Annotated in this window: 20 protein-coding genes and 6 tRNA genes; 11 read left to right on the plus strand and 15 right to left on the minus strand. The window is 71.4% G+C overall.

Features of this window, described 5'->3' with window-relative positions; translation table 11 throughout:
• The first annotated feature begins 3 nt into the window (after positions 1-3).
• Positions 4-1,317, plus strand: a complete 1,314-nt coding sequence (locus tag IE207_RS18935) for a PrsW family intramembrane metalloprotease (RefSeq protein WP_190185678.1) — start codon at positions 4-6, stop codon at positions 1,315-1,317.
• On the opposite strand, the gene IE207_RS18940 is transcribed toward IE207_RS18935, so the two are convergent.
• The 3 genes from IE207_RS18940 to IE207_RS18950 all read right to left on the minus strand — a co-directional run bounded on the left by IE207_RS18940 (position 1,226) and on the right by IE207_RS18950 (position 4,022).
• Positions 1,226-2,287 carry a M23 family metallopeptidase gene (locus IE207_RS18940; RefSeq protein ID WP_190185440.1) on the minus strand — a complete coding sequence of 354 codons (1,062 nt, stop codon included), beginning with the start codon at positions 2,285-2,287 and terminating at the stop codon, positions 1,226-1,228. The genes IE207_RS18935 and IE207_RS18940 overlap by 92 nt on opposite strands.
• Positions 2,288-2,604: 317 nt before the next feature.
• Positions 2,605-3,777, minus strand: a complete 1,173-nt coding sequence (locus tag IE207_RS18945) for a PP2C family protein-serine/threonine phosphatase (protein WP_190185441.1) — start codon at positions 3,775-3,777, stop codon at positions 2,605-2,607.
• 171 nt (positions 3,778-3,948) lie between these two features.
• Positions 3,949-4,022 (minus strand) — tRNA-Met (locus IE207_RS18950).
• A 278-nt stretch (positions 4,023-4,300) separates the two neighbouring features.
• Here IE207_RS18950 and IE207_RS18955 point away from each other — a divergent pair.
• Positions 4,301-4,373 (plus strand) — tRNA-Lys (locus IE207_RS18955).
• A gap of 147 nt (positions 4,374-4,520) precedes the next feature.
• On the opposite strand, the gene IE207_RS18960 is transcribed toward IE207_RS18955, so the two are convergent.
• The 5 genes from IE207_RS18960 to IE207_RS18980 form a co-directional block, all read right to left on the minus strand.
• Positions 4,521-6,650 carry a DEAD/DEAH box helicase gene (locus IE207_RS18960; RefSeq protein WP_229873821.1) on the minus strand — a complete coding sequence of 710 codons (2,130 nt, stop codon included), beginning with the start codon at positions 6,648-6,650 and terminating at the stop codon, positions 4,521-4,523.
• 277 nt (positions 6,651-6,927) lie between these two features.
• A complete protein-coding gene (locus IE207_RS18965) occupies positions 6,928-7,500 on the minus strand; it encodes a hypothetical protein (protein WP_190185443.1) in 573 nt (190 codons plus the stop codon).
• Positions 7,501-7,589: 89 nt separating this feature from the next.
• Entirely contained in the window at positions 7,590-7,964 is a 375-nt protein-coding gene (crcB, locus tag IE207_RS18970; RefSeq protein ID WP_190185444.1) for a fluoride efflux transporter CrcB, read from the minus strand.
• On the minus strand, positions 7,961-8,437 hold the full coding sequence (locus IE207_RS18975; RefSeq protein ID WP_190185445.1) for a FluC/FEX family fluoride channel: 477 nt from the start codon (positions 8,435-8,437) through the stop codon (positions 7,961-7,963). The genes crcB and IE207_RS18975 overlap by 4 nt, the downstream gene beginning before the upstream one ends.
• Positions 8,434-8,784: a metallopeptidase family protein gene (locus tag IE207_RS18980; RefSeq protein WP_190185446.1), complete on the minus strand. Its 351-nt coding sequence runs from the start codon at positions 8,782-8,784 to the stop codon at positions 8,434-8,436. Before IE207_RS18980 ends, IE207_RS18975 begins: the two co-directional genes overlap by 4 nt.
• A gap of 111 nt (positions 8,785-8,895) precedes the next feature.
• On the opposite strand from IE207_RS18980, the gene IE207_RS18985 reads away from it, so the two are divergent.
• The 3 genes from IE207_RS18985 to IE207_RS18995 all read left to right on the plus strand — a co-directional run bounded on the left by IE207_RS18985 (position 8,896) and on the right by IE207_RS18995 (position 9,179).
• A tRNA-Glu gene (locus tag IE207_RS18985) sits at positions 8,896-8,968 on the plus strand.
• Positions 8,969-9,006: 38 nt separating this feature from the next.
• Positions 9,007-9,080: transfer RNA gene (locus IE207_RS18990), tRNA-Asp, on the plus strand.
• A gap of 22 nt (positions 9,081-9,102) precedes the next feature.
• Positions 9,103-9,179: transfer RNA gene (locus IE207_RS18995), tRNA-Phe, on the plus strand.
• Between the two features lie 38 nt (positions 9,180-9,217).
• Here IE207_RS18995 and IE207_RS19000 read toward each other — a convergent pair.
• From IE207_RS19000 to IE207_RS19010, 3 genes are read right to left on the minus strand one after another with little or no spacing between them, the layout of a single operon-like run.
• Positions 9,218-10,048: a cytochrome c biogenesis CcdA family protein gene (locus IE207_RS19000; protein WP_190185447.1), complete on the minus strand. Its 831-nt coding sequence runs from the start codon at positions 10,046-10,048 to the stop codon at positions 9,218-9,220.
• On the minus strand, positions 10,045-10,764 hold the full coding sequence (locus IE207_RS19005) for a DsbA family protein (RefSeq protein WP_190185448.1): 720 nt from the start codon (positions 10,762-10,764) through the stop codon (positions 10,045-10,047). Before IE207_RS19005 ends, IE207_RS19000 begins: the two co-directional genes overlap by 4 nt.
• Before the next feature lie 59 nt (positions 10,765-10,823).
• Positions 10,824-11,264 (minus strand): hypothetical protein, encoded by a 441-nt coding sequence (locus IE207_RS19010; RefSeq protein ID WP_190185449.1) that lies wholly within the window; start codon positions 11,262-11,264, stop codon positions 10,824-10,826.
• A 118-nt stretch (positions 11,265-11,382) separates the two neighbouring features.
• Here IE207_RS19010 and hrpA point away from each other — a divergent pair, with 118 nt between their 5' ends.
• On the plus strand, positions 11,383-15,315 hold the full coding sequence (gene hrpA, locus IE207_RS19015; RefSeq protein WP_190185450.1) for an ATP-dependent RNA helicase HrpA: 3,933 nt from the start codon (positions 11,383-11,385) through the stop codon (positions 15,313-15,315).
• 72 nt (positions 15,316-15,387) lie between these two features.
• Positions 15,388-15,461: transfer RNA gene (locus IE207_RS19020), tRNA-Asp, on the plus strand.
• 579 nt (positions 15,462-16,040) lie between these two features.
• On the opposite strand, the gene bldC is transcribed toward IE207_RS19020, so the two are convergent.
• Positions 16,041-16,247, minus strand: coding sequence for a developmental transcriptional regulator BldC (bldC, locus tag IE207_RS19025; RefSeq protein WP_003949541.1), 207 nt, complete (start codon positions 16,245-16,247; stop codon positions 16,041-16,043).
• Between the two features lie 614 nt (positions 16,248-16,861).
• Positions 16,862-17,716, minus strand: coding sequence for a DUF8083 family protein (locus IE207_RS19030; RefSeq protein ID WP_190185451.1), 855 nt, complete (start codon positions 17,714-17,716; stop codon positions 16,862-16,864).
• Positions 17,717-17,911: 195 nt separating this feature from the next.
• Here IE207_RS19030 and IE207_RS19035 point away from each other — a divergent pair, with 195 nt between their 5' ends.
• Positions 17,912-19,021: a Leu/Phe/Val dehydrogenase gene (locus IE207_RS19035; protein WP_190185452.1), complete on the plus strand. Its 1,110-nt coding sequence runs from the start codon at positions 17,912-17,914 to the stop codon at positions 19,019-19,021.
• Between the two features lie 311 nt (positions 19,022-19,332).
• On the plus strand, positions 19,333-19,596 hold the full coding sequence (locus IE207_RS19040; protein ID WP_136210589.1) for a DUF3073 domain-containing protein: 264 nt from the start codon (positions 19,333-19,335) through the stop codon (positions 19,594-19,596).
• A gap of 93 nt (positions 19,597-19,689) precedes the next feature.
• Here IE207_RS19040 and purM read toward each other — a convergent pair whose 3' ends face one another.
• Both purM and purF read right to left on the minus strand, forming a co-directional pair.
• Entirely contained in the window at positions 19,690-20,760 is a 1,071-nt protein-coding gene (gene purM, locus IE207_RS19045) for a phosphoribosylformylglycinamidine cyclo-ligase (protein ID WP_190185453.1), read from the minus strand.
• A 132-nt stretch (positions 20,761-20,892) separates the two neighbouring features.
• A complete protein-coding gene (purF, locus tag IE207_RS19050) occupies positions 20,893-22,410 on the minus strand; it encodes an amidophosphoribosyltransferase (RefSeq protein ID WP_190185454.1) in 1,518 nt (505 codons plus the stop codon).
• A 146-nt stretch (positions 22,411-22,556) separates the two neighbouring features.
• Between purF and IE207_RS34110 the strand changes: the two genes are divergently transcribed.
• Together IE207_RS34110 and IE207_RS19055 are read left to right on the plus strand one after the other, a co-directional pair.
• Positions 22,557-22,652: a putative leader peptide gene (locus IE207_RS34110; protein ID WP_373304733.1), complete on the plus strand. Its 96-nt coding sequence runs from the start codon at positions 22,557-22,559 to the stop codon at positions 22,650-22,652.
• A 152-nt stretch (positions 22,653-22,804) separates the two neighbouring features.
• Entirely contained in the window at positions 22,805-24,226 is a 1,422-nt protein-coding gene (locus tag IE207_RS19055; RefSeq protein ID WP_229873822.1) for a sulfatase family protein, read from the plus strand.
• Positions 24,227-24,230: the final 4 nt, after the last annotated feature.

Below are 24,230 nucleotides of genomic sequence, written 5' to 3' on the forward strand. Positions count from 1 at the left end.
GTCATGCTCGCCGCGCCCGGCGTCGCGATCCTCGAACTCGTACGGGAGCAGACCGGCACGGCCGGCTTCTGTGTCGGCCTCGGACTGGCCGTGCTGCCGGTGCCGCCGCTCATGGCGGCGTTCCGGTGGCTCGGTCGGGCCGCCCCCGGCCCCTGGCGGCAGTTGCTGCTCTGCTGCGGCTGGGGGGCCTGCGCCGCGGCGCTGATAGCCATACTGGCCAACAGCTTCGCCACCCAGTGGATAGCCGGGGCCACCGCCGACCCCTCCGATGCCGATCGGCTCGGCTCGGTGGTGATCGCCCCCGTGGTCGAGGAAAGCGCCAAAGCGGCGGCGCTGCTGCTGGTGTTCGTGTTCCGAAGACGACGGCTGGCCGCGCCCGCCGACGGCTTCGTCATGGCCGGGTTCACCGCCACCGGCTTCGCCTTCACCGAGAACATCCTCTACCTGGGCAACGCCTTCGACGAGGACGTGGCCGACGGTACCGGCGTGCTCGACTCCGTCACGGCGGCGACCTTCTTCGTACGGCTGGTGCTGTCCCCGTTCGCGCACCCGCTGTTCACGGTGCTCACCGGACTCGGTTTCGGTCTGGCCGCGCTCAGCCGGCGCCGGCGCGGCCGGATCGGCCTGCCGCTGCTCGGACTGGCCGCCGCCATGGGCCTGCACGCGCTGTGGAACAGCTCCTCGCGCTACGGGGAGTACGGGTTCTACGTGGTCTACAGCTGCGTGATGGTCCCGGCGTTCGGCCTGATGCTGTGGCTGGCCGTACGGATAAGGCAGCGCCGTCTGCGGGCCGTCGCCGCCGAGCTGGCGGTGTACGCCGCCGCGGGCTGGCTCGGTCCGGCGGAGGTCCCGGCCCTGGCTTCGATGCCGGCCCGCTCGCTGGCGCGTTCCCTGGCCCGGCGTACCGGTGGCCGGGCCGCGGGCAGAGCCGTCGCCCTGTACGAGGCGGATGCGGCCGCCCTGGCCCTGCTGCGTCACCGCGCCCGCCGCGGCGGCCCGGTCCGGGAGCGGGACTTCGCCCTGCACGAGCGGGAGTTGCTGCGCGGCCTGTGGCTGCGCCGGGCGACCGCGGGGCCCGCCCTCTCCCGCGCGGCGGTGATGGAGGAGCTCCTGCCGCCGTGGTTCGACCCCGTCCCGGTACCGGCCCGTCCGGGCGTCGTACCGAGCCCCAGGCCGGCGCAGGCCAGGTCCTCGGGCGCCGGCACTCCGGACGCCGGGGCGCGGTCTAGACGTTCAGGCCCTTGGACGTCAGCCATGCCAGCGGGTCCATGGTGGAGCCGCCCCGGCGTACTTCCAGGTGGAGATGGGCGCCGGTGACGTTGCCGGTCGCGCCGACCCGGCCGATGGTGTCCCCCGCTCCGACCGGGCCGGAGGTCACCGACATCGAGGACAGGTGGCAGTACCAGACCTCCGTGCCGTCATCGAGGCGGAGCACGATCCGGTAGCCGTACGCGCCGGACCAGCCCGCCGAGATGACGGTCCCGTCGCCCACCGCCTTGACGGGGGTGCCGGTCGGTGCGGCGAAGTCGAGGCCGGTGTGGTGGCCGGAGGACCACATGGAGCCGGAGTCGCCGTAGTGGGAGGTGAGGGTGTAGGCGGAGGTCGGCAGGGCGTAACCCCCGGCAGCCTGCGCCGCCGCGCCTCCCGCACGGGCCGCCCCGGCTTCGCCGCTGGCCGCCTCCTGCGCGGCGGCCTCCTTGTCCGCGGCCGCCTTGTGCGCCGCCGACTTCTCCGCGGCCTCCTTCTCGGCGGCCGCCCGCGCTTCCGCCGCCGCCCGGGCCTCATCGGCCGCCTTCTGGGCCGCCTCCCGCTGCGCCTTGGCCTCTTGGGCGGCTGCTTCGCGGGCCACCCGCTCGGCGTCCGCCCGGGCCCGGCTCTCGGCGGCGTCGTGCTGCGACTCGGCCTGCTGGAGGATCCGGTGACGCAGCGCCTCGCCGGCGTCGGCGTGCCCGAGGCCCTGCTCCCCGGCCGGCGCGTCCGCCACGGCGACGTGACCGGCTTCCTGGTCCGCACCGCCGCCGCCCAGCAGATCCGGGAACGAGGGCAGGGACACGGCGGCTTGGGGCCGGTCCTGAGCCGTGGCCATGCCGCCCGCGCCGACCGCCGCTATGACGCCGACGCCGAGCACGGTCGAACTGCGGGCCAGACCACCCCGCGGCTTGGCCACCCGGTGCTTGCCGCGGACCGGGCGGGCCGAGTCCTCGGTCGGGTTCCACTCGCCCCAGGCGCCGGCGGTGGGCGTCTCCTGGATGTCGGTGCCTTCGTGGGCAGGCGAGTTGGAGGCCACGGGGGCACACTCCTCATGAGCGGGAACGCGCACGGCGCCGTCTCTTGCGACGGCTGGGACGACCGCGCTGCGTTATCGAACGGTAATAGACGCGGGGGAGTGATTCCAAGCTGTAGCGATTGATCGTTAACCCCAATCGGCCACCCCCTGCACAGCCTTGGCCCGGACATTGAGGCCAATGCTGACCATCTCGGGCAAATATCGGCTCGGGACCCGTTACTTCACGCCACACCGGCCGAACGGCGCCCCCCGCCAGACACTCACACAAGGACGCCGGTCCAATACCCAGAGCGAGCACGCCGGTTCGGGCGGCAGGTCTACGCACCGCCGCGCGGAACCACCGGCACCGTGCGCCGGCGCTCCGGCTGGCCCCCCTCCGGGCGGCCCAGGGCCATCAGTGCCATGTCGTCCGTGGCCCTGCCCCCCGTGTGCCGGTGTACATCGCCGGCCAACGCGTCCAGCAGCTCGTCCGGCCCCGGGAAGACCCGACCGCACAGCCGGGCCGCCGGGTCGTAGAACTCGCCCGCCGCGTCACGGGCCTCCGTCAGCCCGTCCGTGTACAGCAGCAGCGTGCTGCCCGCCGGGAAGGGCCACTCGTCGGTCCGGTCCGGCCAGCCGCCCAGCTCCCCCATCCCCAGCGGCAGCGCGGGCTCGCTCGGCGCGAGCACCAAGAGACGGCCGTCCGGATACAGCAGCAGCGGCTCGGGGTGCCCACGGTTGACGGTCCGTAGCACTCCCGCGTCCGGCGGAACCTCCCCGAGCACGCCCGTCGTGAACCCTTCCACGGCGTCGAGGCTGTCGCGCCGCACGCCCTCCCGCGCCAGGGACCGCTCCAGCCGCTGCGCGAGCGCCTCCAGCGTCGGCTCGGTCTCCGCCGCCTCCCGGAAGGCGCCGAGCACCACCGCGACGGCCTCCACCGCCTCCAGCCCCTTCCCCCGCACGTCACCCACCACCAGCCGAACCCCGTACGGGGTGTCCTGCACGGCGTAGAGGTCCCCGCCGATGAAGGCGTCGGCCTGCGCGGCCTCGTACCGGGCGGCGACCTGCAACCCCCCGATCCGCTCGGCCGGCGTGGGCAGCACGGCCCGTTGGGCGGCCTCGGCGATCTCACGCGCCGAGGCGAGCCGCTCGCCGCTGCGCCGCACGACCCGGTTGATCAGCAACGCCATCCCGGACACGGTGATCACGGTCGCCAGCTCGGTCAGCGCCTCGGCCCGCCAGCCGGTGACGGCGTGGCCCCGCAGCACGGCCACCGCGAGCGAGGCGGCGCATCCCACCAGCGCGGTCGTCCGGAACGAGTACAGCGGAGCCGCGATCAGCGGGGCGGCGGAGAAGAACGGCGAGCCCGTGTAGCTCGGCGGCGAGACCAGGTCGAAGACGAACCCGAGGACGATCAGCACGAACGGCAGCGTCCGGACCACCCGCCGGGCCACACCGGCACCCGAGCCCGTCACGAGCCCGTCGCTGTCCTGCCGGCTCCGCCCCGCCACGTCGCTCTCCTGCCGCCCGGTCCCTCGCGGGGCGCGGGCCCACTGCCGCCTCGCCCCTCAAGGCTCCCGCCTGGCACCCCGGTACGGCGACCCGGCCGGACCGTCCGGGTGACGGCGACCGGGAACGACGAAGGCCCGGCTCCCCAAGGGGAACCGGGCCTTCGTACTGAGTAGCGGGGGCAGGATTTGAACCTACGACCTCTGGGTTATGAGCCCAGCGAGCTACCGAGCTGCTCCACCCCGCGTCGGTAAACACAACTCTACGTCATTCGGGGGACGCCTCCCGCCAATTAGCTCCGGGAGCCCCCCTCAACCACCTATCACCGCAGGTCACAGCCCTGTAGAAAGGTTCCAGCGCGACGGTCGCCGCTGCGCGGGACCCCGGGCAGCGCCCCGCCGGCCACAACTCCCCACCTCCCACACCCCCTCGCCGCCCTTGGCGGGAAACCGTCGGGGCCACTCCGGTCGATACCCGATCGGCCTTGCGCCCCTCTCCGGCTATGCTCTGGGGTGAGCACGCCGAGGGCCATTAGCTCAATTGGCAGAGCAGCGGACTTTTAATCCGTTGGTTGTCGGTTCGAGTCCGACATGGCCTACTGCTCGACGCAGCGCCCCGTCCGGTTCACACCGGTCGGGGCGCTGCGTCGTTTCCAGGCGCGTACAGGGGCCCGGGAACGGGCTCGGCCCCCGCGGCACCGGGAGGTGCTGCGGGGGCCGAGCCGGGGTCAGCGGGCCGTCAGGCCTTAGCCGTTGCGCTTCCAGCGGGGCTTGTCGTCACGACGGCCGCCGAAGGAACCGGTGGAACCGGAGCCGGAGGGGCGGTTGTCGTCGCGGCGGCCGTAGGGGCGGTCGCCACCACCGGAGCGGAAGCCACCGGAGGGACGGTCGTCACGACGGAAACCACCGGACGGACGGTCGTCGCGGCGGAAGCCGCCACGGTCGCCACCGCGGTCGTCACGGTTGAAGCCACCGGAGGGACGGTCGTCGCGGCGGAAACCACCGGACGGACGGTCACCACCGGAACGGAAGCCACCCGACGGACGGTCATCACGACGGAAGCCACCACGGTCACCGCCACGGTCGCCACCGCGGTCGTCACGGTTGAAGCCACCGGAGGGACGGTCGTCGCGGCGGAAACCACCGGACGGACGGTCACCACCAGAGCGGAAGCCACCCGACGGGCGGTCGTCGCGGCGGAAGCCACCACGGTCACCGCCACGCTCGCCACCGCGGTCGTCGCGACGGTTGTCGCGGCGCTCGTAGTTGCCACGCTCGTCACGGCTCTGGAACGCCGGGCGCTCCTCGACGACCGGCTCGGCCGCGACGGCGGCCGCGACCTCGGCGACGGCGGCCTCGGCCACCTCGGCGACAGCAGCCTCCGGGTCCTCGCCGCGCTCACGGGCGGAACGGGCGACGAGGCGGTCGGCCTCCTCGCGCAGCTCGGCGGCGCGACGGGTCGCGCGCTCCAGCTGCTTGGTGAGGTCGGCGACCTCGCGCTCGGCCTGCTTGGCAGCGTTGTTCGCGGAGTCGGCCTGGACCTGCGTCAGCGAACGCGCACCGGTGATCTCGGCGACCTCGGGGTCGAAGGCACCGACGCCCTGGACGATGTGGCGCGAGGCGTCGACGCCCGCGTCCTCCATCAGGCGGAAGATCTGGCGGCGCTGGTGCGGGAGCGCCAGCGACACGACGACACCGGACTTGCCGGCGCGGGCGGTACGGCCCGAGCGGTGCAGGTAGTCCTTGTGGTCACCGGCCGGGTCCACGTTCAGGACCAGGTCGATGCCGTCGACGTGGATGCCGCGGGCGGCGACGTCGGTGGCGACGAGCGCGTTGACGTAGCCGTCCTTGAAGTCGGCGAGGACGCGGGTACGGGCGCCCTGCGTCATGCCGCCGTGCAGCGCGTCGGCCTTCACGCCGGACTCGATGAGCTGCTCGGCGATGCGGTCGGCGCCCAGCTGGGTGCGGACGAAGATGATGGTGCGGCCCTTGCGGGCGGCGATGGCGGCCGTGACCGGCGCCTTGTCCTTCGGCTTCACGACGAGTACGTGGTGCGTCATGGTCGTGACGTTGCCCTGGGCGCTGTCGACCTCGTGCGTGACGGGGTTGGACAGGTAGCGCTTGACCAGGGTGCCGATCTCGTTCTCCATGGTGGCGGAGAAGAGCATGCGCTGGCCGCCGCCGGGGATCTGGTCGAGCAGCTCGGTGACCTCGGGCAGGAAGCCCAGGTCGGCCATCTGGTCGGCCTCGTCGAGGACCGCGATCTTGACGTTCTCCAGGGAGCAGGCGCCGCGGTTGATGATGTCGCGCAGACGGCCGGGCGTGGCGACGAGGACGTCGACACCGCGCTCCAGGGCGTAGATCTGGTTGCCCATGGAGGTACCGCCACAGACGACCTTCATCTTGAGGCCGAGGACGTCGCCGTAGGGCTGGAGGGCGTCCGCGACCTGCATCGCGAGCTCACGCGTCGGCGTGAGGATGATCGCGCGGGGCTTCTTCTTCTCGGTGTGCCCGCCGGCCAGCGAGGCCAGGGTCGGCAGACCGAAGGAGAGGGTCTTGCCGGAGCCGGTGCGGCCACGGCCGAGGATGTCCTTGCCGGCCAGGGCGTCCGGGATGGTCGCGGCCTGGATCGGGAAGGGGGCGGTGACACCGTTCTGGGCGAGCTTGCGCACGATGCCCTCGGGCAGACCGAGGTCGCCGAAGGTGATGCCGGGCTCGGCGTCGGCCTCGTCGGAGGCGGTGTCGGTGGACTGGTCGGTCGTCACATCAGCCTCAAGAGCCTCGATGATGTCGTTCGCCTCGGCGGCCTCGATGGCCTCGGTGACCACAAGGGCCTCAACGGCGTCGACGATCTCGTTGGAGTCGTTCTCGGGCATGACGGCACGGTCAGAACTGGAAATGGACATGCGAAATGCGAAACCTTCCGGAGTCTCGGCACGCGCCCAAACTCCGTGAATCGCAAATCGACCGCCTCAATGCGGTCAGCCACGGCTAGGGAGAGTACGCGCCACACGGCGCTCTTCGGATTCGGCGCCGGGCAATGGGATCAAACGATCTATAACCATACGCACCCTCCCCGGGGTCTGGCAAGTTTCTCCCGCAGAAAGGTTCTGACCTGCGGCGATGCCCTGGGGCTGAGTGCTGTCGGCCGGGCTACTGCGCCGTCGGCGGGCTCGGCTCGGGCTGCGGGGAGCTCGGGGGCGTCGGAGTGGGTTCCGTCACAGGCGGGGAGCTGGGCGACGGCGTGGGCGGCGTGACGACGGGCCCGCCGGAGCCCGACCCGGATCCGGAACCGGACCCCGAACCGGACCCCGACCCCGAGCCGCCCGTACCGGAACCGCCGCCGGCACCCGACCCGCCCCCCGACGGCACCTGCGAGCCCTGGCCGCCCGCTCCGCCACCCGGCCCGGCCGACGGCGAGGGGACCCCGGGCCGGCCCGCCGGCGCGCCCGGGCTCGGGGAGGCCCCGGCCCCGCCGGCCGCCTTCCCCGGCTCCCCGGGCTTGCCCGGCGCGTTGCCGGCCGCGTCCTTCGTGCCGTGGCCGTCGCTGTGCACCCCTGAGCCCCGCCCGGTGGTGGCGCCCCCGACTGCGGCGGCGCCCTTGCCGCCCACCGAGGAGGAGGGACCGGGCTTGGCGGCGTCCTCGCCGACGCTCATGCAGCCGGCCGACGCCGCGACCGCGAGCGCGGCGGCGGCCAGTCGGAGGGAAGCGGACAACTGGCGCACGGGGGCACCTCCGTAAGGGGACGGGGAGCACGGCCCGCACCTGGCGGGTCAATGTGCCCAACTCCCTTTACCCCGTAAGAGACACGCCCTCAGGCGAACAGCGCTCGCGCGACATGCGTCCCAAGATGTACGGAGCCCAGCCCGAGCAGCACCGAGGCCACCACGTTCGCGGCGGCCTGGAACTTCCGGCCGCGCTCGGCCAGCCGCAGCGTCTCGTAGGAGAACGTCGAGTACGTGCTGAGCGCCCCGCACAGCCCCGTCCCGAACAGCAGGCCGAGCCGCGAGGAGGCCGCCCCGGCCAGCAGGGCCCCGGTCAGCAGCCCAAGCGCCAGACAGGCGGCGGCGTTCACGACGAAGGTGCCCCAGGGGAAGAGGGAGTCGTGCCGGGCCTGCACCGCCCGGTCGGTCAGGTACCGCAGCGGCGCCCCGACCACCGCTCCCGCGATCACGAGCAGCCAGTTCACCCGCACCGCCGCCGCAGCGCCAGCCGGGTCACGGACGCCGCCGCCCAGACCGCTCCCAGCGCGGCGGCCACCGTCAATACGGCGTACCCGAGCGCGGCGGGCGCCTCCCCCTCGTCCAGCAGCCGCGAGAAGTCGGCCGCGTAGGTGGAGAAGGTGGTGAAGCCGCCCAGCACGCCCGCCCCCGCGAAGGGCCGTACCAACGGGTGCGGCGCCGTCCGGCCGCCCTCGCCGATCAGCACCATCAGCACGCCGATCAGCGCGCAGCCCGCCACGTTGGTCCAGAAGGTCGCCCACGGGAAGGCGCCGTGGCCGGCCGGCCACAGCAGGGAGAGCCCGTAGCGCGCCGAGGCGCCCACGGCCCCGCCCGCCGCCACGGCCGCGAGCACCCGCCCCTGCGGCTCGGTGCGCTGCTCCGGCACATGGAGGTCGACATCCGGGTCGATCGCCTCGGCGCCGGGGACCGGCCGGGTCATCCGTAGCCCAGGTCGTGGAGCCGCTCGTCGTCGATCCCGAAGTGGTGGGCGATCTCGTGCACGACCGTGACCTCCGTCTCCGCCACCACGCTCTCCCGGTCCTCGCACATGCGCAAGGTGGGGTTGCGGTAGATGGTGATCCGGTCCGGGAGGACCCCGGCGTACCACTCGCCGCGGTCGGTCAGGGGGGTGCCCTCGTAGAGACCGAGCAGCTCCGGGTCCTGCGCGGGCGGCTCGTCCTCCACGAAGACCGCCACGTTGTCCATCAGTCGGGTGAGCTCGGGAGGGATCCGGTCCAGGGCCTCTGCGACGAGTTCCTCGAACTCCTCGCGCGTCATCTCCAGCACCAGGTCATTGTCCCTCCGGGACACCCGCGGAAACCGTTTTGGCGATAGGTCCCGACATCCCATATGCTTCTCACGTCCCCGACGCGCTGAAAAGTGCCCGGCGGGCCTTTAGCCCTCATCGTCTAGTGGCCCAGGACGCCGCCCTTTCAAGGCGGTAGCACGGGTTCGAATCCCGTTGGGGGTACGCAACACCATGTGCAAGACTTGTTCTTGCACAAACCAGGTCCTGTGGAGCAGTTGGTTAGCTCGCCACCCTGTCAAGGTGGAGGTCGCGGGTTCAAGTCCCGTCAGGATCGCTGAGGCTGGAAACAGTCTCGTGGCTGGGTAGCTCAGTTGGTACGAGCGATCGCCTGAAAAGCGATAGGTCGCCGGTTCGACCCCGGCCCCAGCCACCACACGGAAGGCCCCGTCCATCGGACGGGGCCTTCCTGCGTCACCCGGCCGTTTCCCGGGCCTTGCGGTGCCACCGCGCCAACGCGGCCGCCGGTGCCGCTACGGCGACCAGCGCCAGCACCGCCCAGTCCGGTACGGCCCGCGCCACCGACTGGACCCACCGCTCGACGGCGAACGAGTCGTCCACGTCCAGCAGCCCGGGCAGCGCGCTCGCCCCGTCGTACAGCAGGAACAGCGCGCCCAGGGTGATGAAGAACAGCCCGGACAGCAGCGAGGTGGTGTGCAGCCGGAGCCGGCCGGCCCGGACGGTCCGCCCGCGCAGCCAGCGCCGCCGGCCCAAGTCGAAGCGCTCCCACAGCAGCGCCAGCAGGAACAGCGGTACGGCCATCCCCAGCGCGTACACCGCCAGCAGCAGCCCGCCGTAGACGGGGCTGCCGCTGACCGCCGCCACCGTCAGCACGCTGCCCAGGATCGGCCCGGCGCAGAACCCGGCCAGCCCGTAGAGAGCGCCCAGCGCGTACACCGACAGGGCGGTGGTCGGACGGATCCGCCCCGAGAGTTCCGCGGCCCGCTTGGAGGCGAAGCCGAGGCCCAGGATCTGGGCCAGGCCGAGCGCGATGATCAGCCAGCCGCCCGCCAGGACGAGTCCGTCGCGGTGGCCGTGGAAGAACCGGCCCGCGTACGAACCGGCGGCGCCCAGCGGTACGAGGGTGCTCGCGAGGCCCGCGTAGAAGATCCCGGTCCGGGCCAGCAGCCGGGAGGCGGAGTCGATCGAGTACGCGAAGAAGGCGGGCAGCAGCAGCGCACTGCACGGGCTGAGCAGCGCCAGCAGGCCGCCCAGGAGGGCGGCGAGGTATCCGATGCCGTTCACTTCGAGGCCTGGGCCCGGGCCTTGGCGCGGGCGATGGCGGCTTCGAAGGCGCCGAGCGGCTGGGCGCCGGCCAGGGGTTGTCCGTTGACCAGGAACGACGGGGTGGAGGCGACCCCGATGCGGTAGCCCTCCTCCTGGTCCTTGCGCAGGGCGGCCAGGGCGTCCGCGCCGGCCATGTCCTGCCGGAACCGGTCGAGGTCGGGTACCCCGGCGGCCCGTGCCAGCTCGGTCAGGCGTTCCTCGCCGAAGCCCTTCTCCTTGGCCCCTTCGGCGTACGCGGCCGCGTGGAACTGGGCGAACCGGTCCTGCCGGCCCGCGGCCCAGGCGGCTTTCGCAGCGGCCTCGGATTCGGCACCGAAGATCGGGAAGTTGCGCCACTCGATGCGCAGGGTGCCGTCATCCACGTACTTGCGCATCAGCGCGGGTTCGGTGTCGCGGGCGAACTTGCCGCAGTAGCCGCACTTGAAGTCGGAGTACTCGATCAGCACCACGGGGGCGTCGGCGCGCCCGGCGGCCAGCTTGTCGCCGGGGTCGCGGCGGGCGAGCGCCGCCAGCGGGTCGGGGGCCTCTGCGGCCTCGGGCGCGGCGGCCGCAGCGGGGGCGGCGGGCGCGTCCCGGTCCGCGGTGGCCTGCCAGGACACGACCCCGAGGGTGATCGCGGCGAGGGCGGTGGCGGCGGAGTACATCAGGGGCTTGCGGGAGGGGGCGGAAGGCATACGGGTGCTCCGGAGCGGTGGTACGGGTGATGGGCGGGACCGGCGGGAGGGCCGGTCCGCTACACCCGCATCACGGACAGCTCCACCGGTCCCGGCGCGGGGCGGTCCGGTCCGCGCACGCGCACCCCGGCCGGCAGCGCCCGGCCGCCGGTGTCCGGCCCGGCCGGGAGCCGGACCGCCGGGGCGCAGGCGTGGTCGCGCCCGTCGCGCGGCGGCACGGCCGGGGCGCGGCCGTGGTCCCCGGCGCCGGGAGCGCAAGCCGGGCCCTGGCCCTGGCCCTCGTACGCCACCGCGGCGGCCTCGGCGAGGGCGGACGGGGTACGGGCCACCGACGCGCCGGAAGCGGTACGGGCCGCAGGAACCGCGAGGCGCGGGCCCGGCCCCGGGCCCGCAGAGGCCGGGGAGCCCTCGGGACCCGCCGAAGCTCCCGGGACCGTCGCCGCCAGCAGCACCGCGAGGACGGCGCCGAGCAGCCACCACACTCCACGGGCGCGGGACATGGCGGGCCTCTCACTCGCGGGACGGTGGGTTTAAGGTGATCTCGTCCCGAAATGGTACGGGTAGGTGCGACAAATGCGTTCGCCACCCGACCCTCCCGGGTGAGATCCTCGATCAGGTATGTCTACTTCCTTCGCCGCCCTGCAGACGCTTCTCGGTGAGATTCCCCTCCGTGACGCGCACCGCCTCGGCCGCCGCCTCGAAGGCGCCCGCCGCATCCGCAAGCCCGAGGCCAAGCAGGCCGTGCTCGACGAGATCGCCGCGGAGGCCGAGAAGGCCGCCGCGCGTCTGGCCGGCCGTGCCTCGCGCAGACCTACGGTCACGTATCCCGAGAACCTGCCCGTCAGCCAGAAGAAGGACGAGATCGCCGAGGCGATACGCGACCACCAGGTCGTGATCGTCGCGGGCGAGACCGGCTCCGGCAAGACCACCCAGATCCCCAAGATCTGCATGGAGCTCGGCCGCGGTGTCCGGGGCATGATCGGCCACACCCAGCCGCGCCGCATCGCCGCCCGTACGGTCGCGGAGCGCATCGCCGAGGAGCTGAGGTCCGAGATCGGGCAGACCGTCGGCTGGAAGGTCCGCTTCACCGACCAGGTGGACCAGGACGCCACCTTCGTGAAGCTGATGACGGACGGCATCCTGCTCGCCGAGATCCAGACGGACCGCGAGCTGCGCGCCTACGACACGATCATCATCGACGAGGCGCACGAGCGGTCCCTGAACATCGACTTCCTGCTGGGCTACCTCTCGCAGCTGCTGCCGAAGCGTCCCGACCTCAAGGTCGTGATCACCTCGGCGACCATCGACCCGCAGCGCTTCTCCCGCCACTTCGGGGACGCGCCGATCGTGGAGGTCAGCGGCCGTACGTACCCGGTGGAGGTGCGCTACCGGCCCCTTCTGGAGGGGGCCGATGAGGACGCAGCGGATTCCGACCGGGACCAGATCACCGCGATCTGCGAGGCCGTCGACGAGCTCCAGGCCGAGGGCCCCGGCGACATCCTCGTGTTCCTCTCCGGCGAGCGCGAGATCCGCGACACGGCGGACGCGCTGAACAAGCGGAACCTAAGGTTCACCGAGGTCCTGCCCCTGTACGCCCGCCTCTCCCACGCCGAACAGCACCGCGTCTTCCAGCAGCACACCGGTCGCCGGATCGTCCTCGCGACGAACGTCGCAGAGACCTCGCTGACCGTGCCCGGCATCAAGTACGTGATCGACCCGGGCACCGCCCGGATCTCCCGCTACAGCCACCGCACCAAGGTCCAGAGGCTGCCCATCGAGCGGATCTCGCAGGCCAGCGCCAACCAGCGCAAGGGCCGCTGCGGCCGCACCTCGGACGGCATCTGCATCCGGCTGTACTCCGAGGACGACTTCCACGCCCGCCCGGAGTTCACCGACGCCGAGATCCTGCGCACCAACCTGGCCTCCGTCATCCTGCAGATGACCGCGGCCGGACTCGGCGAGATCGAGAAGTTCCCCTTCATCGACCCGCCGGACCACCGCAACATCCGCGACGGCGTCCAGCTGCTCCAGGAGCTCGGCGCGCTCGACCCGTCCGAGAAGGACGCGCGCAAGCGGCTCACGCCGATGGGCCGCCAGCTCTCCCAGCTGCCGGTCGACCCGCGGCTGGCCCGCATGGTCGTCGAGGCGGACAAGAACAACTGCGTCCGCGAGGTCATGGTCATCGCGGCGGCCCTGTCCATCCAGGACCCCCGCGAGCGGCCCTCGGACAAGCAGACGCAGGCCGACCAGAACCACGCCCGCTTCAAGGACGAGACGAGCGACTTCCTGTCGTTCCTGAACATGTGGCGCTACATCCGCGAGCAGCAGAAGGAGCGCGGCTCCTCCTCCTTCCGCCGGATGTGCAAGCAGGAGTACCTGAACTTCCTGCGGATCCGCGAGTGGCAGGACATCTACTCGCAGCTGCGCACGGTCGCCAAGACGATGGGCATCCACGTCAACGAGGCCGACGCCCCCGAGCACAGCGTCCACGTCTCGCTGCTGGCCGGTCTGCTGTCGCACATCGGGCTCAAGGACACCGACAAGAACGAGTACCTCGGCGCCCGGGGCGCCAAGTTCGCGGTCTTCCCGGGTTCGGCGCTGTTCAAGAAGCAGCCGAAGTTCCTGATGTCCGCGGAACTGGTGGAGACCTCGCGGCTCTGGGCCCGGGTGAACGCCAAGGTGGAACCGGAGTGGGTGGAGCCGCTCGCCCAGCACCTGATCAAGCGCACGTACAGCGAGCCGCACTGGGAGAAGGACCAGGCCGCCGTGATGGCGTACGAGAAGGTCACGCTCTACGGCGTACCGATCGTCGCCCAGCGGAAGATCAACTACGGCCGCATCGACCCCGAGGTCTCGCGGGAGCTGTTCATCCGCAACGCGCTGGTCGAGGGTGACTGGCGGACCCACCACAAGTTCTACGCCGACAACCGCAAGCTCCTCACCGAGGTGGAGGAGCTGGAGAACCGGGCCCGGCGCCGGGACATCGTCGTGGACGACGAGACCCTGTTCGACTTCTACGACCAGCGCATCCCCGAGCACGTGGTGTCGGGGGCGCACTTCGACTCCTGGTGGAAGCACAAGAAGCGCGAGGAGCCCGAACTCCTCGACTTCGAGCGCGAGATGCTGCTGACGGAGAAGGCCGCCGGGGTCACCAAGGCCGACTACCCGGACACCTGGCGGCAGGGGCAGCTGAGCTTCCGGGTGACGTACCAGTTCGAACCGGGTGCGGACGCGGACGGCGTGACCGTGCACATCCCGCTCCAGGTGCTGAACCAGGTCACCGACGAGGGCTTCGACTGGCAGATCCCGGGTCTGCGGGAAGAGGTCGTCACCGAGCTGATCCGCTCGCTGCCCAAGCCGGTCAGGCGGCACTACGTACCCGCGCCGAACTTCGCGGCCCGTTTCCTCGCGACGGCGCGGCCCCTCCAAGAGCCGCTGCACGTGACGCTGGCGCGCGAGCTGCACCGGATGGTCGGGGTGCCGGTCTCGGCCGACGACTTCGACCTGGGCCGCATCCCGGACCACTTGAAGATCACCTTCCGGATCGTCGACGAGCGGCGCAAGAAGCTGGCCGAGGCCAAGGACCTGGAGGCGTTGCGCCTCCAGCTGAGGCCGAAGGCCCGTCAGGCGCTGTCCCAGGCCGCCGCGGCGACCGCCGAGCGGGCGGGCGGGACGTCGGTGGAGCGGACCGGGCTGACGGACTGGACGATCGGGACGCTGGACAAGGTCTTCGAGACCCGGCGCGCGGGGCAGCCGGTGAAGGCCTACCCGGCGCTGGTGGACGCCGGCGAGAGCGTGTCCGTACGGCTCTTCGACACCGAGGCCGAGCAGCAGCGGGCGATGTGGCTCGGCACCCGGAAGCTGATCCTCCTGGGGATCCCGGTCAACCCGGCCAAGTTCGCCTCGGACAAGCTGACCAACCAGCAGAAGCTGGCTCTCTCGCGCAACCCGCACGGCTCGGTGCAGGCGCTGTTCGACGACTGCGCGACCGCGGCGACGGACAAGCTGATCGCCGACCACGGCGGGCCGGCCTGGGACGAGGCCGGCTTCCGGAAGCTGTTCGACGCCGTACGGGCCGATCTGGTGGACACGACCGTGCGCACCGTCGGGCAGGTGCAGCAGATCCTGGCGGCCTGGCAGGCCTGTGAGCGGCGCGTGAAGTCCACCAGCAGCCTGGCGCTGATGGCGAACGTCCAGGACGTGAAGGCGCAGCTGGCGGCGCTGATGCCGGCCGGCTTCGTGACGCTGACGGGGCTGCGGAGGCTGCCGGACCTGATGCGGTACCTGGTGGCGATCGACCGGCGGCTCCAGCAGATGCCCACGGCCGTCCAGCGGGACACGACCCGCATGGAGAAGGTCCACGAGATGCGGGACGAGTACCTGTGGCTGCTGGAGCAGCTGCCGAAGGGCCGTCCCGTGCCGGAGGCGGTCACCGAGATCCGCTGGATGATCGAGGAACTGCGCGTCAGTTACTTCGCGCACGCGCTCGGCACGGCCTACCCGATCTCCGACAAGCGGATCGTCAAGGCGGTGGATGCCGCTGCCCCCTGAGCGGGTTCGACTGCACCCCCTGAGCTGCTGTACAGTCTGATTCGCAGCCGCCCACTGGGCAGCGCGCATCGAGGACCTGTGGAGCAGTTGGTTAGCTCGCCACCCTGTCAAGGTGGAGGTCGCGGGTTCAAGTCCCGTCAGGTTCGCAGAAACGTCAGGGCCCGCATCCCCCAGGGGATGCGGGCCCTGACGCGTTGTCGGGCCGGTGCGCGGCGCTGCGGCTCCTGTCGCAGCGCCGGAGCGGCCCCTGAGCGTGCCTGAGCGCCCCCGGGAGGGCGCGTGGGGATCTTCCTGCGCCCGGAGCGCAGTACAGCCCTCGCGAGGCGCCCGCCCCGCGAGGGCGCCCGTCGTGCACCCGGGGGCGGACGGGCGGCGCCGCGCTCCCGAATCACCCCTTCGTGTGACGGGTGTCACCACATGAGTTTTTGGGGGTCGCACTTTTATCGCACCCATATGCCGACTCAATTTAATATGTGCAATGGCACCTGCGAGGCCGGGTCTCGCGAACGCCGGCGATACGGGGCCCCGGACGCGCACCTTCCGGGCATAAAAAAGATCGCGCTGGACCCGGCGGAGTCCAGCGCGATCGAACGGCGAAACCTGTTGGGGCAGGTCCCGTCGTTTGAAGCCTTGTGGGTTTCATCGGATTGGGGGATCCGTTTCATGCCCTCCCCCGGCCGTCAGCCGGGAGCTGTCCCCAGAGAAATGGGGTGGTGCTGCGAGCCTCAGGCCTCGCTGCGCTGCTGCGGAATTCCCGCGAGCAGTGCGCGGACCTCAGCCTCGCGATAACGGCGGTGTCCACCCAGGGTGCGGATGGACGTGAGCTTGCCAGCCTTGGCCCAGCGGGTGACCGTCTTCGGGTCCACGCGGAACATCGTGGCAACCTCAGCCGGGGTCAGCAGCGGCTCGGCATCAGGGGTGCGAGCGGTCATGAGCGGCCTCCTCGGGAGAACCGAACCATCTCGGTTCTTTCCTCTAAATTCTGCACCTTGGCCCACGTTGCCCGAAATGGACACACGCAGGCCGAGTCGGTTATAGGACGAACGGCTTGTCCTCGGCACTACAACTACACCATCTGTCCAGCCTTGACGGCCAAACCGATGGAATTGCCCTCCGAGGTGTTCATCAGCGGCGGAAGCCGATGGACCGTCCCATAACGGACAGTCACCCCACTGTGACGATCAGTCACAGAGCGATCAGGAGTCGTCAGACCCCCCGTAGAGTGCAATACCGAGCATTCCGCCCAAAGTTGGGTGGAAGGAACCCTCCCCGGACTCCTTGTCCTATTTTGGCACGAGGGTAGGGGAAGGGCGCAAGGGTGTGGTTAGTGCGGTCCGTCACGCTTGAGTCAATGGCCCGGATCGGGACGTAGGTCCTGGAACAAAGACCCAAATGCCGCGATCAAGCCGCTGATCTGCGTTTTATGGCCGATCGGACGATACGGGTGACCCGGCGGCCTCCGCTAGGGACATTCCGGGCCGGTTCGGCCGATGCCGCCCCCGCAGGCAGGTCCGGAGGGTGCGTACGGGCCCTCACCGACCCCGCGCTAGTTAGCGAACAGTCGCTCCCGGACCGCCTTCCAGCGTTCCGCCAGGTCCGTGTACGCGTCGATCGCGCCCTGCGTGTCCCCCGCCCGCAGCGCCGCGATGCCCACCGCCAGGTCGCGGGCCGAGCGGTCGGCGGCCAGGGCGGCCTCCGGCAGCGCGTGCAGCAGCCCTCCGTAGTCCAGCTCCACCATCGAGCGCGGGTGGAACTCCTCCAGCCAGCTCCCGACCTCCACCAGCCCCTCCGCGAGCACCCCGTAGCCCTCCGCGGCCCGCAGCGTCCGCAGCCCGCGCGCCAGGCGCCGCCGGGCCTGCACCATCGGCGTCCGGTAGCGCAGCCGCTCGCCCGGCAGGTACTCCCGCTCCTCGTCCGCCACCAGCACGAACCAGCGCAGCGGGACCTGCCACACGGCGGTGCGGATCCACGGCCGCCCGTCGGGGTTCCGCTCGCGCCAGGCCTCGTACGCCTCGGCCGCCCGGCGCCGGGCCGTCGGCGGCAGCGCCGCGTCCAGCACCGGACGGGGGAACTCCGCCTCCAGTTCCTGGAGCGCCAGCCAGCCGCGCAGCCTGGTCCGCCACGGGCAGACCAGCAGCACCCCGTCCCGCTCGGCCGTGAACGCGTCCCCGCTCTCGTGCGCCGGGACCCCGACCACCGGCACCCGGACCAAGTCCGCGAGCGACCTGCGCAGTTCGTCCTGGGCGGTCGGGGCGTCCCCGCGCCGGGCGTAGCCGGACCAGTGCGCCCGCTCGGCCTCGGGAAAGGCCGCCAGGGGCTCGTAGACGCGCAGGTAGGACGCGTACGGCACGGTCGGGCCGGTGCGCGCGGAGGGCAGTCGGCGTTCGGGGGATTCGCTCACGCTCTCGTACTCCCCCGACCTGCCCGGCGGTACTCCGCACGAGGGTCCCCAGGTCACCGGTAACCCTGGAGTGTTCCGATCTACGGACAGGGCGTTCCCTTCCGCCTCCCAGGTCTTACGCTGCTCCCAGCGCGCCCTCCCCCACCCGCAGGGCGGGCGTCTTTCCGCCGAATCTCTTCCATGGGAGTCACCACCGTGACCGAAATGACCGACGGCGTCCTGCACACCTTGTTCCGTACGGAGCAGGGGGGCCACGAGCAAGTCGTGCTGTGCCAGGACCGGGCCACGGGCCTCAAGGCCGTCATCGCGATCCACTCCACCGCCCTGGGCCCGGCCCTCGGCGGCACGCGCTTCCACGCGTACGCCTCGGACGAGGAAGCCGTCCGTGACGCGCTGAACCTCTCGCGCGGCATGTCGTACAAGAACGCCCTCGCCGGTCTCGACCACGGCGGCGGCAAGGCCGTCATCATCGGTGACCCCGACAGCCTCAAGAGCGAGGAACTGCTGCTGGCCTACGGCCGGTTCGTGGACTCCCTCGGCGGCCGCTACGTGACCGCCTGCGACGTCGGCACGTACGTCGCGGACATGGACGTGGTCGCCCGTACGACCCGCTGGGCGACCGGCCGCTCCCCCGAGAACGGCGGCGCCGGCGACTCCTCGGTGCTCACCTCCTTCGGCGTGTTCCAGGGCATGCGCGCGAGCGCCCAGCACCTGTGGGGCGACCCGACGCTGCGCGGCCGCAAGGTCGCCGTCGCCGGTGTCGGCAAGGTCGGCAAGCACCTGGTCGAACACCTGCTGGAGGACGGCGCCGAGGTCGTGATCACCGACGTCCGCCAGGAGTCGGTGCAGGCCGTCCTCGACAAGCACGCCACCGGCAAGTACGCGGGCAAGGTCACCGCCGTCGCCGGCACGGACGCGCTGATCCGCGTGGAGGGCCTGGACATCTACGCCCCCTGCGCGCTCGGCGGTGCGCTGAACGACGAGTCGGTGCCGGCCCTGACCGCCAAGGTCGTGTGCGGCGCCGCGAACAACCAGCTCGCGCACCCGGGCGTGGAGAAGGACCTCGCGGACCGCGGGATCCTCTACGCCCCCGACTACGTGGTGAACGCGGGCGGTGTCATCCAGGTCGCGGACGAGCTGCACGGCTTCGACTTCGACCGCTGCAAGGCCAAGGCGGCGAAGATCTTCGACACCACGCTGGCCATATTCGCACGTGCGAAGGCGGACGGCATTCCGCCGGCCGCCGCGGCCGACCGGATCGCCGAACAGCGGATGTCGGACGCCCGCGCGGGCCGAGCGCTCTGATCCGTCCCCGGGTGCCCGGGGGACCCGCCGCTGCCGCCGGAAGGGTCCCCCGGGCCACGGGGGAGACGGAACTCACTGCGCTTCGGCGGGTCGCGCGCCAGGAAAGGGCTAAAATCGCAGCTGACCAGCGAGTACGGGGTGTCTCGTTGGTCCTGCACCGGGGCGCGTCATGCGGGCGGCGTACCGTATGGCCGCGGAAGCAGGTACCGTTGAACCCCTACGGACGGTCTCTTCGCGGAGAGCCCGCTCCGAACCATGAACGCGTGTCAGACTCTGGGGCCGTCGAGCCCCGTCACCGAGGGGGTCGAGCCATGGGGCGCGGCCGGGCCAAGGCCAAGCAGACAAAGGTCGCCCGCCAGCTGAAGTACAACAGCGGCGGGACTGACCTCTCGCGTCTGGCCAATGAGCTGGGCGCATCGCCGACGGAGCCGCTGCCTATCAGCGCGCCGGTCGAAGTCGATGACGATCTGGACGACGACGACCCGTACGCCAAGTACGCGGAGCTGTACAACAGCGATGACGACGAGGACGAGGACGAAGAGTCCGGTCCGTCGGCGCACCGTCGCGGCGCTTGACGCACACCGCGTCCGCCACGCTCAGAGTCTTGAGCGACTCGAAGTAGTGAAACCCGGTCCAGGGCATCGCCCCGGACCGGGTTTCAGTGCTGCTCAGCTCGCGTAGGAACCGGTGAGGGTCGCGCCCTCGGTGTGGTCGCCACGGTCCAGGATCTCGCCCGCGACCCAGGCGTCCACGCCCCGGTCGGCCAGCGCGGTCAGGGCCACGTCCACCGACTCCTGCGGGACGACGGCCATCATGCCGACGCCCATGTTCAGCGTCTTCTCCAGCTCCAGCTGCTCCACCCGGCCGGTCCGGCCGACCAGGTCGAAGATGGCGCCGGGGGCCCAGGTCGAGCGGTCGACCGTGGCGTGCAGGTGGTCCGGGATCACCCGGGCGAGGTTGGCCGCGAGGCCGCCGCCCGTGATGTGCGAGTACGCGTGGACCTCGGCCGTACGGGTGAGGGCCATGCAGTCCAGCGAGTAGATCTTGGTCGGCTCCAGCAGCTCCTCGCCGAGGGTCCGGCCGAGGTCGTCGACGTGCTGCTCCAGGGCCATCCCCGCCTGGTCGAGCAGGACGTGACGGACCAGCGAGTACCCGTTCGAGTGAAGGCCGGACGATGCCATGGCGATGACGGCGTCACCCGTACGGATGCGATCCGCGCCCAGGAGCCGGTCGTACTCGACCACACCGGTGCCCGCGCCCGCCACATCGAAGTCGTCCGGGCCCAGCAGACCCGGGTGCTCGGCGGTCTCGCCGCCCACCAGGGCGCAGCCGGCGAGGACACAGCCCTCGGCGATGCCCTTGACGATGGCCGCGACACGCTCGGGGTGCACCTTGCCGACGCAGATGTAGTCGGTCATGAAGAGCGGCTCGGCTCCGCAGACGACGATGTCGTCCATGACCATGGCGACCAGGTCGTGGCCGATGGTGTCGTACACGCCGAGCCGGCGGGCGACGTCCACCTTGGTGCCGACACCGTCGGTGGCGGAGGCGAGCAGGGGGCGCTCGTACCGCTTGAGGGCGGAGGCGTCGAAGAGGCCGGCGAACCCGCCGAGGCCGCCGAGGACCTCGGGGCGCTGCGTCTTCTTCACCCACTCCTTCATGAGTTCGACGGCGCGGTCTCCCGCTTCGATGTCGACACCTGCTGCTGCGTAGCTGGCACCGGTGGTCTTCTCTGTCATGACAGGAGAGAGCTTTCGTGTCGTTACTGCGGGTGGTGCACGGCCCTGGGAAAAGCCTGAAAGACAGGGCCGGGCGCAGGTTGAACGGGATGGGGCGGGCGGGACCCGTCCGGGGGACGGGTCCGGCGCGTCCTACGGGCGCCGGAGCGCGTCGGCGGCGTCGGTGCCGCCCGCGAGCTCGGACTCCAGGAGCTGCTTGCCGAGCAGCTGCGGGTCGGGCAGCTCCATCGGGTACTCGCCGTCGAAGCAGGCACGGCAGAGGTTGGGCTTCTGGATGGTGGTCGCCTCGACCATCGCGTCGAGCGAGATGTACGAGAGCGAGTCGGCGCCGAGCGACGTGGCGATCTCGTCGACCGTCATGCCGTTGGCGATCAGCTCGGCCCGGGTGGCGAAGTCGATGCCGAAGAAGCACGGCCACTTCACCGGCGGCGAGGAGATCCGGATGTGGACCTCGGCCGCACCGGCCTCGCGGAGCATCTTGACCAGGGCCCGCTGGGTGTTGCCGCGGACGATCGAGTCGTCCACGACCACCAGGCGCTTGCCCCGGATGACTTCCTTGAGGGGGTTGAGCTTGAGCCGGATGCCGAGCTGGCGGATCGTCTGCGAGGGCTGGATGAAGGTCCGTCCCACGTAGGCGTTCTTGACCAGGCCGGATCCGTACGGGATGCCGCTGGCCTCGGCGTAGCCGACCGCGGCGGGCGTGCCGGACTCCGGCGTCGCTATGACCAGGTCCGCTTCGACCGGGGCTTCCTCCGCCAGGCGACGGCCCATCTCGACACGCGAGAGATAGACGTTGCGGCCGGCGATGTCGGTGTCCGGGCGCGCCAGGTAGACGTACTCGAAGACACAGCCCTTGGGCTTCGCTTCCGCGAATCGGGATGTCCGCAGGCCGTTCTCGTCGATCGCGATGAGCTCGCCCGGCTCGACCTCGCGGACGAAGCTGGCGCCGCAGATGTCGAGGGCTGCGGTCTCGCTCGCGACCACCCAGCCGCGCTCAAGGCGGCCGAGGACCAGCGGGCGGATGCCCTGCGGGTCACGGGCGGTGTAGAGGGTTCCCTCGTCCATGAAGACCAGCGAGAACGCGCCCTTGACCTGCGGGAGGACCTTGGCGGCCGACTCCTCGATGGTCAGGGGCTTGCCGTCGTCGTCGGTCTGGCCGGCCAGCAGGGCGGTGACCAGGTCGGTGTCGTTGGTGGCCGCCACCTGGGTGGCACGGCCGTCCTGACGGGGGAGGTCGGCGACCATCTCGGCGAGCTCGGCGGTGTTCACCAGGTTGCCGTTGTGACCCAGGGCGATCGAGCCGTGGGCGGTCGCGCGGAAAGTGGGCTGCGCGTTCTCCCAGACGGAAGCGCCGGTGGTCGAATAGCGGGCGTGACCGACCGCGATATGACCCTGGAGCGAGCCGAGAGAGGTTTCGTCGAAGACTTGGGAAACGAGGCCCATGTCTTTGAAGACGAGGATCTGGGAACCGTTGCTCACAGCGATTCCCGCGGACTCTTGTCCGCGGTGCTGTAGTGCATACAGTCCGAAGTAGGTGAGCTTGGCGACCTCTTCACCCGGAGCCCAGACACCGAAGACGCCGCAAGCGTCCTGGGGGCCCTTTTCGCCGGGGAGCAGGTCGTGGTTGAGTCGTCCATCACCACGAGGCACGCTTCCGAGTGTAGGCGAGATCGACCACTGGTCCGAATTGGGGACGGCCGGGAAATCTCACAGCACAGAGGGTGACGGAACCTTCCCGTCTCGGTATCCGAGCTCTTTGTTGACAGGTCCGCGCGCATTCGACAGGCTCTCGCCCCATGCAGCCCCTCGGTGACCGCACCGTCACCCTCGTCGAGCGCCGGCACGTGGACCTGGTCCGTGTCGCGAGCGCCATCTGTCGCTGCCCCGCGTAGTCGTACGCCGCTTCCCCTCCGCGCCACCGGCTTCGCTTGCCGCTGCCCTTTTGCGCTTTCTTCCCCTTCGCCCCGCCTGAGCCCGCTCGCCGTGCCGTGCGCCGTCCCGCGCCGCCCGGAGCCGGGCCGGCGGGCCATGCCTTGGAGTACCTGTGACCTCGTACGGATCCCCCCTGTCCCGCCGTGCGTTCGGCGGCGCCGTCGGCGTGAGCGCGGCCGCCGCCGCGGTGGGGCTGGGCTCGGCGCCCGCCGCCGCCCAGGCCCGGCAGACCGGCCCCGCCGAGCGGGAGTTCCGGGCCGCGCCGGGACGCCGGTCCCGGCGCCCCAACGTCCTGTTCGTCCTCGGCGACGACCTCGGCTGGGCGGACCTGTCCTCCTACGGCGCCCCGCACATCAAGACCCCGAACCTGGACCGGCTGGCCCGCGAGGGCGTCCGCTTCACCGACGCCTACTCGGGCTCCGCGACCTGCTCCCCGACCCGGTTCAGCCTGTACACGGGCCGCTACCCGGGCCGTACGCGGGGCGGCCTGGCGGAGCCGATCGCCGACAAGTCGGCCGGACTCGACCCGACGCACCCGACGCTGGCCTCCCTGCTGCGCGACCGCGGCTACGCGACGGCGCTGATCGGCAAGTGGCACTGCGGCTACCTGCCGGACTACAGCCCGACCCGCTCCGGATGGGACGAGTTCTTCGGCAACTTCGGCGGGGCGCTGGAGTACTACTCCAAGCTGGGCCTCGGCGGCGAGTACGACCTCTACGAGGGCGACGCCGAGTACAAGGACCTGCGCTACTACACGCGGATCATCACGGAGCGGGCGGTCGAGTACGTCTCGCGCGACCACCGCGGCAAGCCCTGGCTGCTGAACCTCAACTTCACCACCCCGCACTGGCCGTGGATCGCGGACGGGGACACGGCGCAGAGCGCGGAGATCGTCCGGCGGATCAAGGCCGGTGACGCACGGGCGCTGTGGCACCAGGACGGCGGGTCGGTCGAGAAGTACAAGCAGATGGTGGAGGACCTGGACCGGTCGGTCGGCGCGGTGCTGGAAGCCCTCGAGCGTTCGGGCCAGGAGGAGGACACCCTGGTCGTCTTCGCGAGCGACAACGGAGGTGAGCGCTTCTCCTACAACTGGCCGCTCTCGGGCAACAAAGCCTCCCTCCAGGAGGGCGGCATCAGGGTGCCGACGATCGCGCGCTGGCCCGCCCGGCTGGACGGTGGCCAGGTCAGCCACGTCCCGGTGTTCAGTCCCGACTGGACGGCGACGCTGCTGGAAGTGGCCGGCGCCCGGCCGCACCCGGCCTTCCCCCTGGACGGGGTGAGCCTCGCCGGGTACTTGCTGCGCGGGGAGGAGCCCGCGGAGCGGGACCTGTTCTGGAGGGTGCGCGGGGAGCGGGCGCTGCGCCGCGGCAACTGGAAGTACTACCAGGGCAAGAGCGGCCGGGACCAGCTCTTCGACCTGGCCGCGGACCCCCGCGAGCAGGCCGACAAGGCGGCCGTGGAACCGGCCCGGCTGGCGCGGCTGCGGGCGGCTTGGGAGAAGACGGACGCGGGGCTGCTGCCGTACCCGGGGTGAGGGC

The sequence above is a fragment of the Streptomyces cirratus genome, from assembly GCF_014650775.1.
GTDB classification, from domain to species: domain Bacteria; phylum Actinomycetota; class Actinomycetes; order Streptomycetales; family Streptomycetaceae; genus Streptomyces; species Streptomyces cirratus.

What these genes read in the sequence shown, in the direction of transcription:
- IE207_RS18975 (WP_190185445.1), bottom strand. Translation starts at nt 8,437, where the DNA reads ATGACCCGGCCGGTCCCCGGCGCCGAGGCGATCGACCCGGATGTCGAC.
- IE207_RS19010 (WP_190185449.1), bottom strand. Translation starts at nt 11,264, where the DNA reads ATGTCCCGCGCCCGTGGAGTGTGGTGGCTGCTCGGCGCCGTCCTCGCG.
- hrpA (WP_190185450.1), top strand. Translation starts at nt 11,383, where the DNA reads ATGTCTACTTCCTTCGCCGCCCTGCAGACGCTTCTCGGTGAGATTCCC.
- purM (WP_190185453.1), bottom strand. Translation starts at nt 20,760, where the DNA reads ATGACAGAGAAGACCACCGGTGCCAGCTACGCAGCAGCAGGTGTCGAC.
- IE207_RS34110 (WP_373304733.1), top strand. Translation starts at nt 22,557, where the DNA reads ATGCAGCCCCTCGGTGACCGCACCGTCACCCTCGTCGAGCGCCGGCAC.
- IE207_RS18935 (WP_190185678.1), top strand. Translation starts at nt 4, where the DNA reads ATGCTCGCCGCGCCCGGCGTCGCGATCCTCGAACTCGTACGGGAGCAG.
- IE207_RS19040 (WP_136210589.1), top strand. Translation starts at nt 19,333, where the DNA reads ATGGGGCGCGGCCGGGCCAAGGCCAAGCAGACAAAGGTCGCCCGCCAG.
- IE207_RS19005 (WP_190185448.1), bottom strand. Translation starts at nt 10,764, where the DNA reads ATGCCTTCCGCCCCCTCCCGCAAGCCCCTGATGTACTCCGCCGCCACC.
- bldC (WP_003949541.1), bottom strand. Translation starts at nt 16,247, where the DNA reads ATGACCGCTCGCACCCCTGATGCCGAGCCGCTGCTGACCCCGGCTGAG.
- IE207_RS18960 (WP_229873821.1), bottom strand. Translation starts at nt 6,650, where the DNA reads ATGCCCGAGAACGACTCCAACGAGATCGTCGACGCCGTTGAGGCCCTT.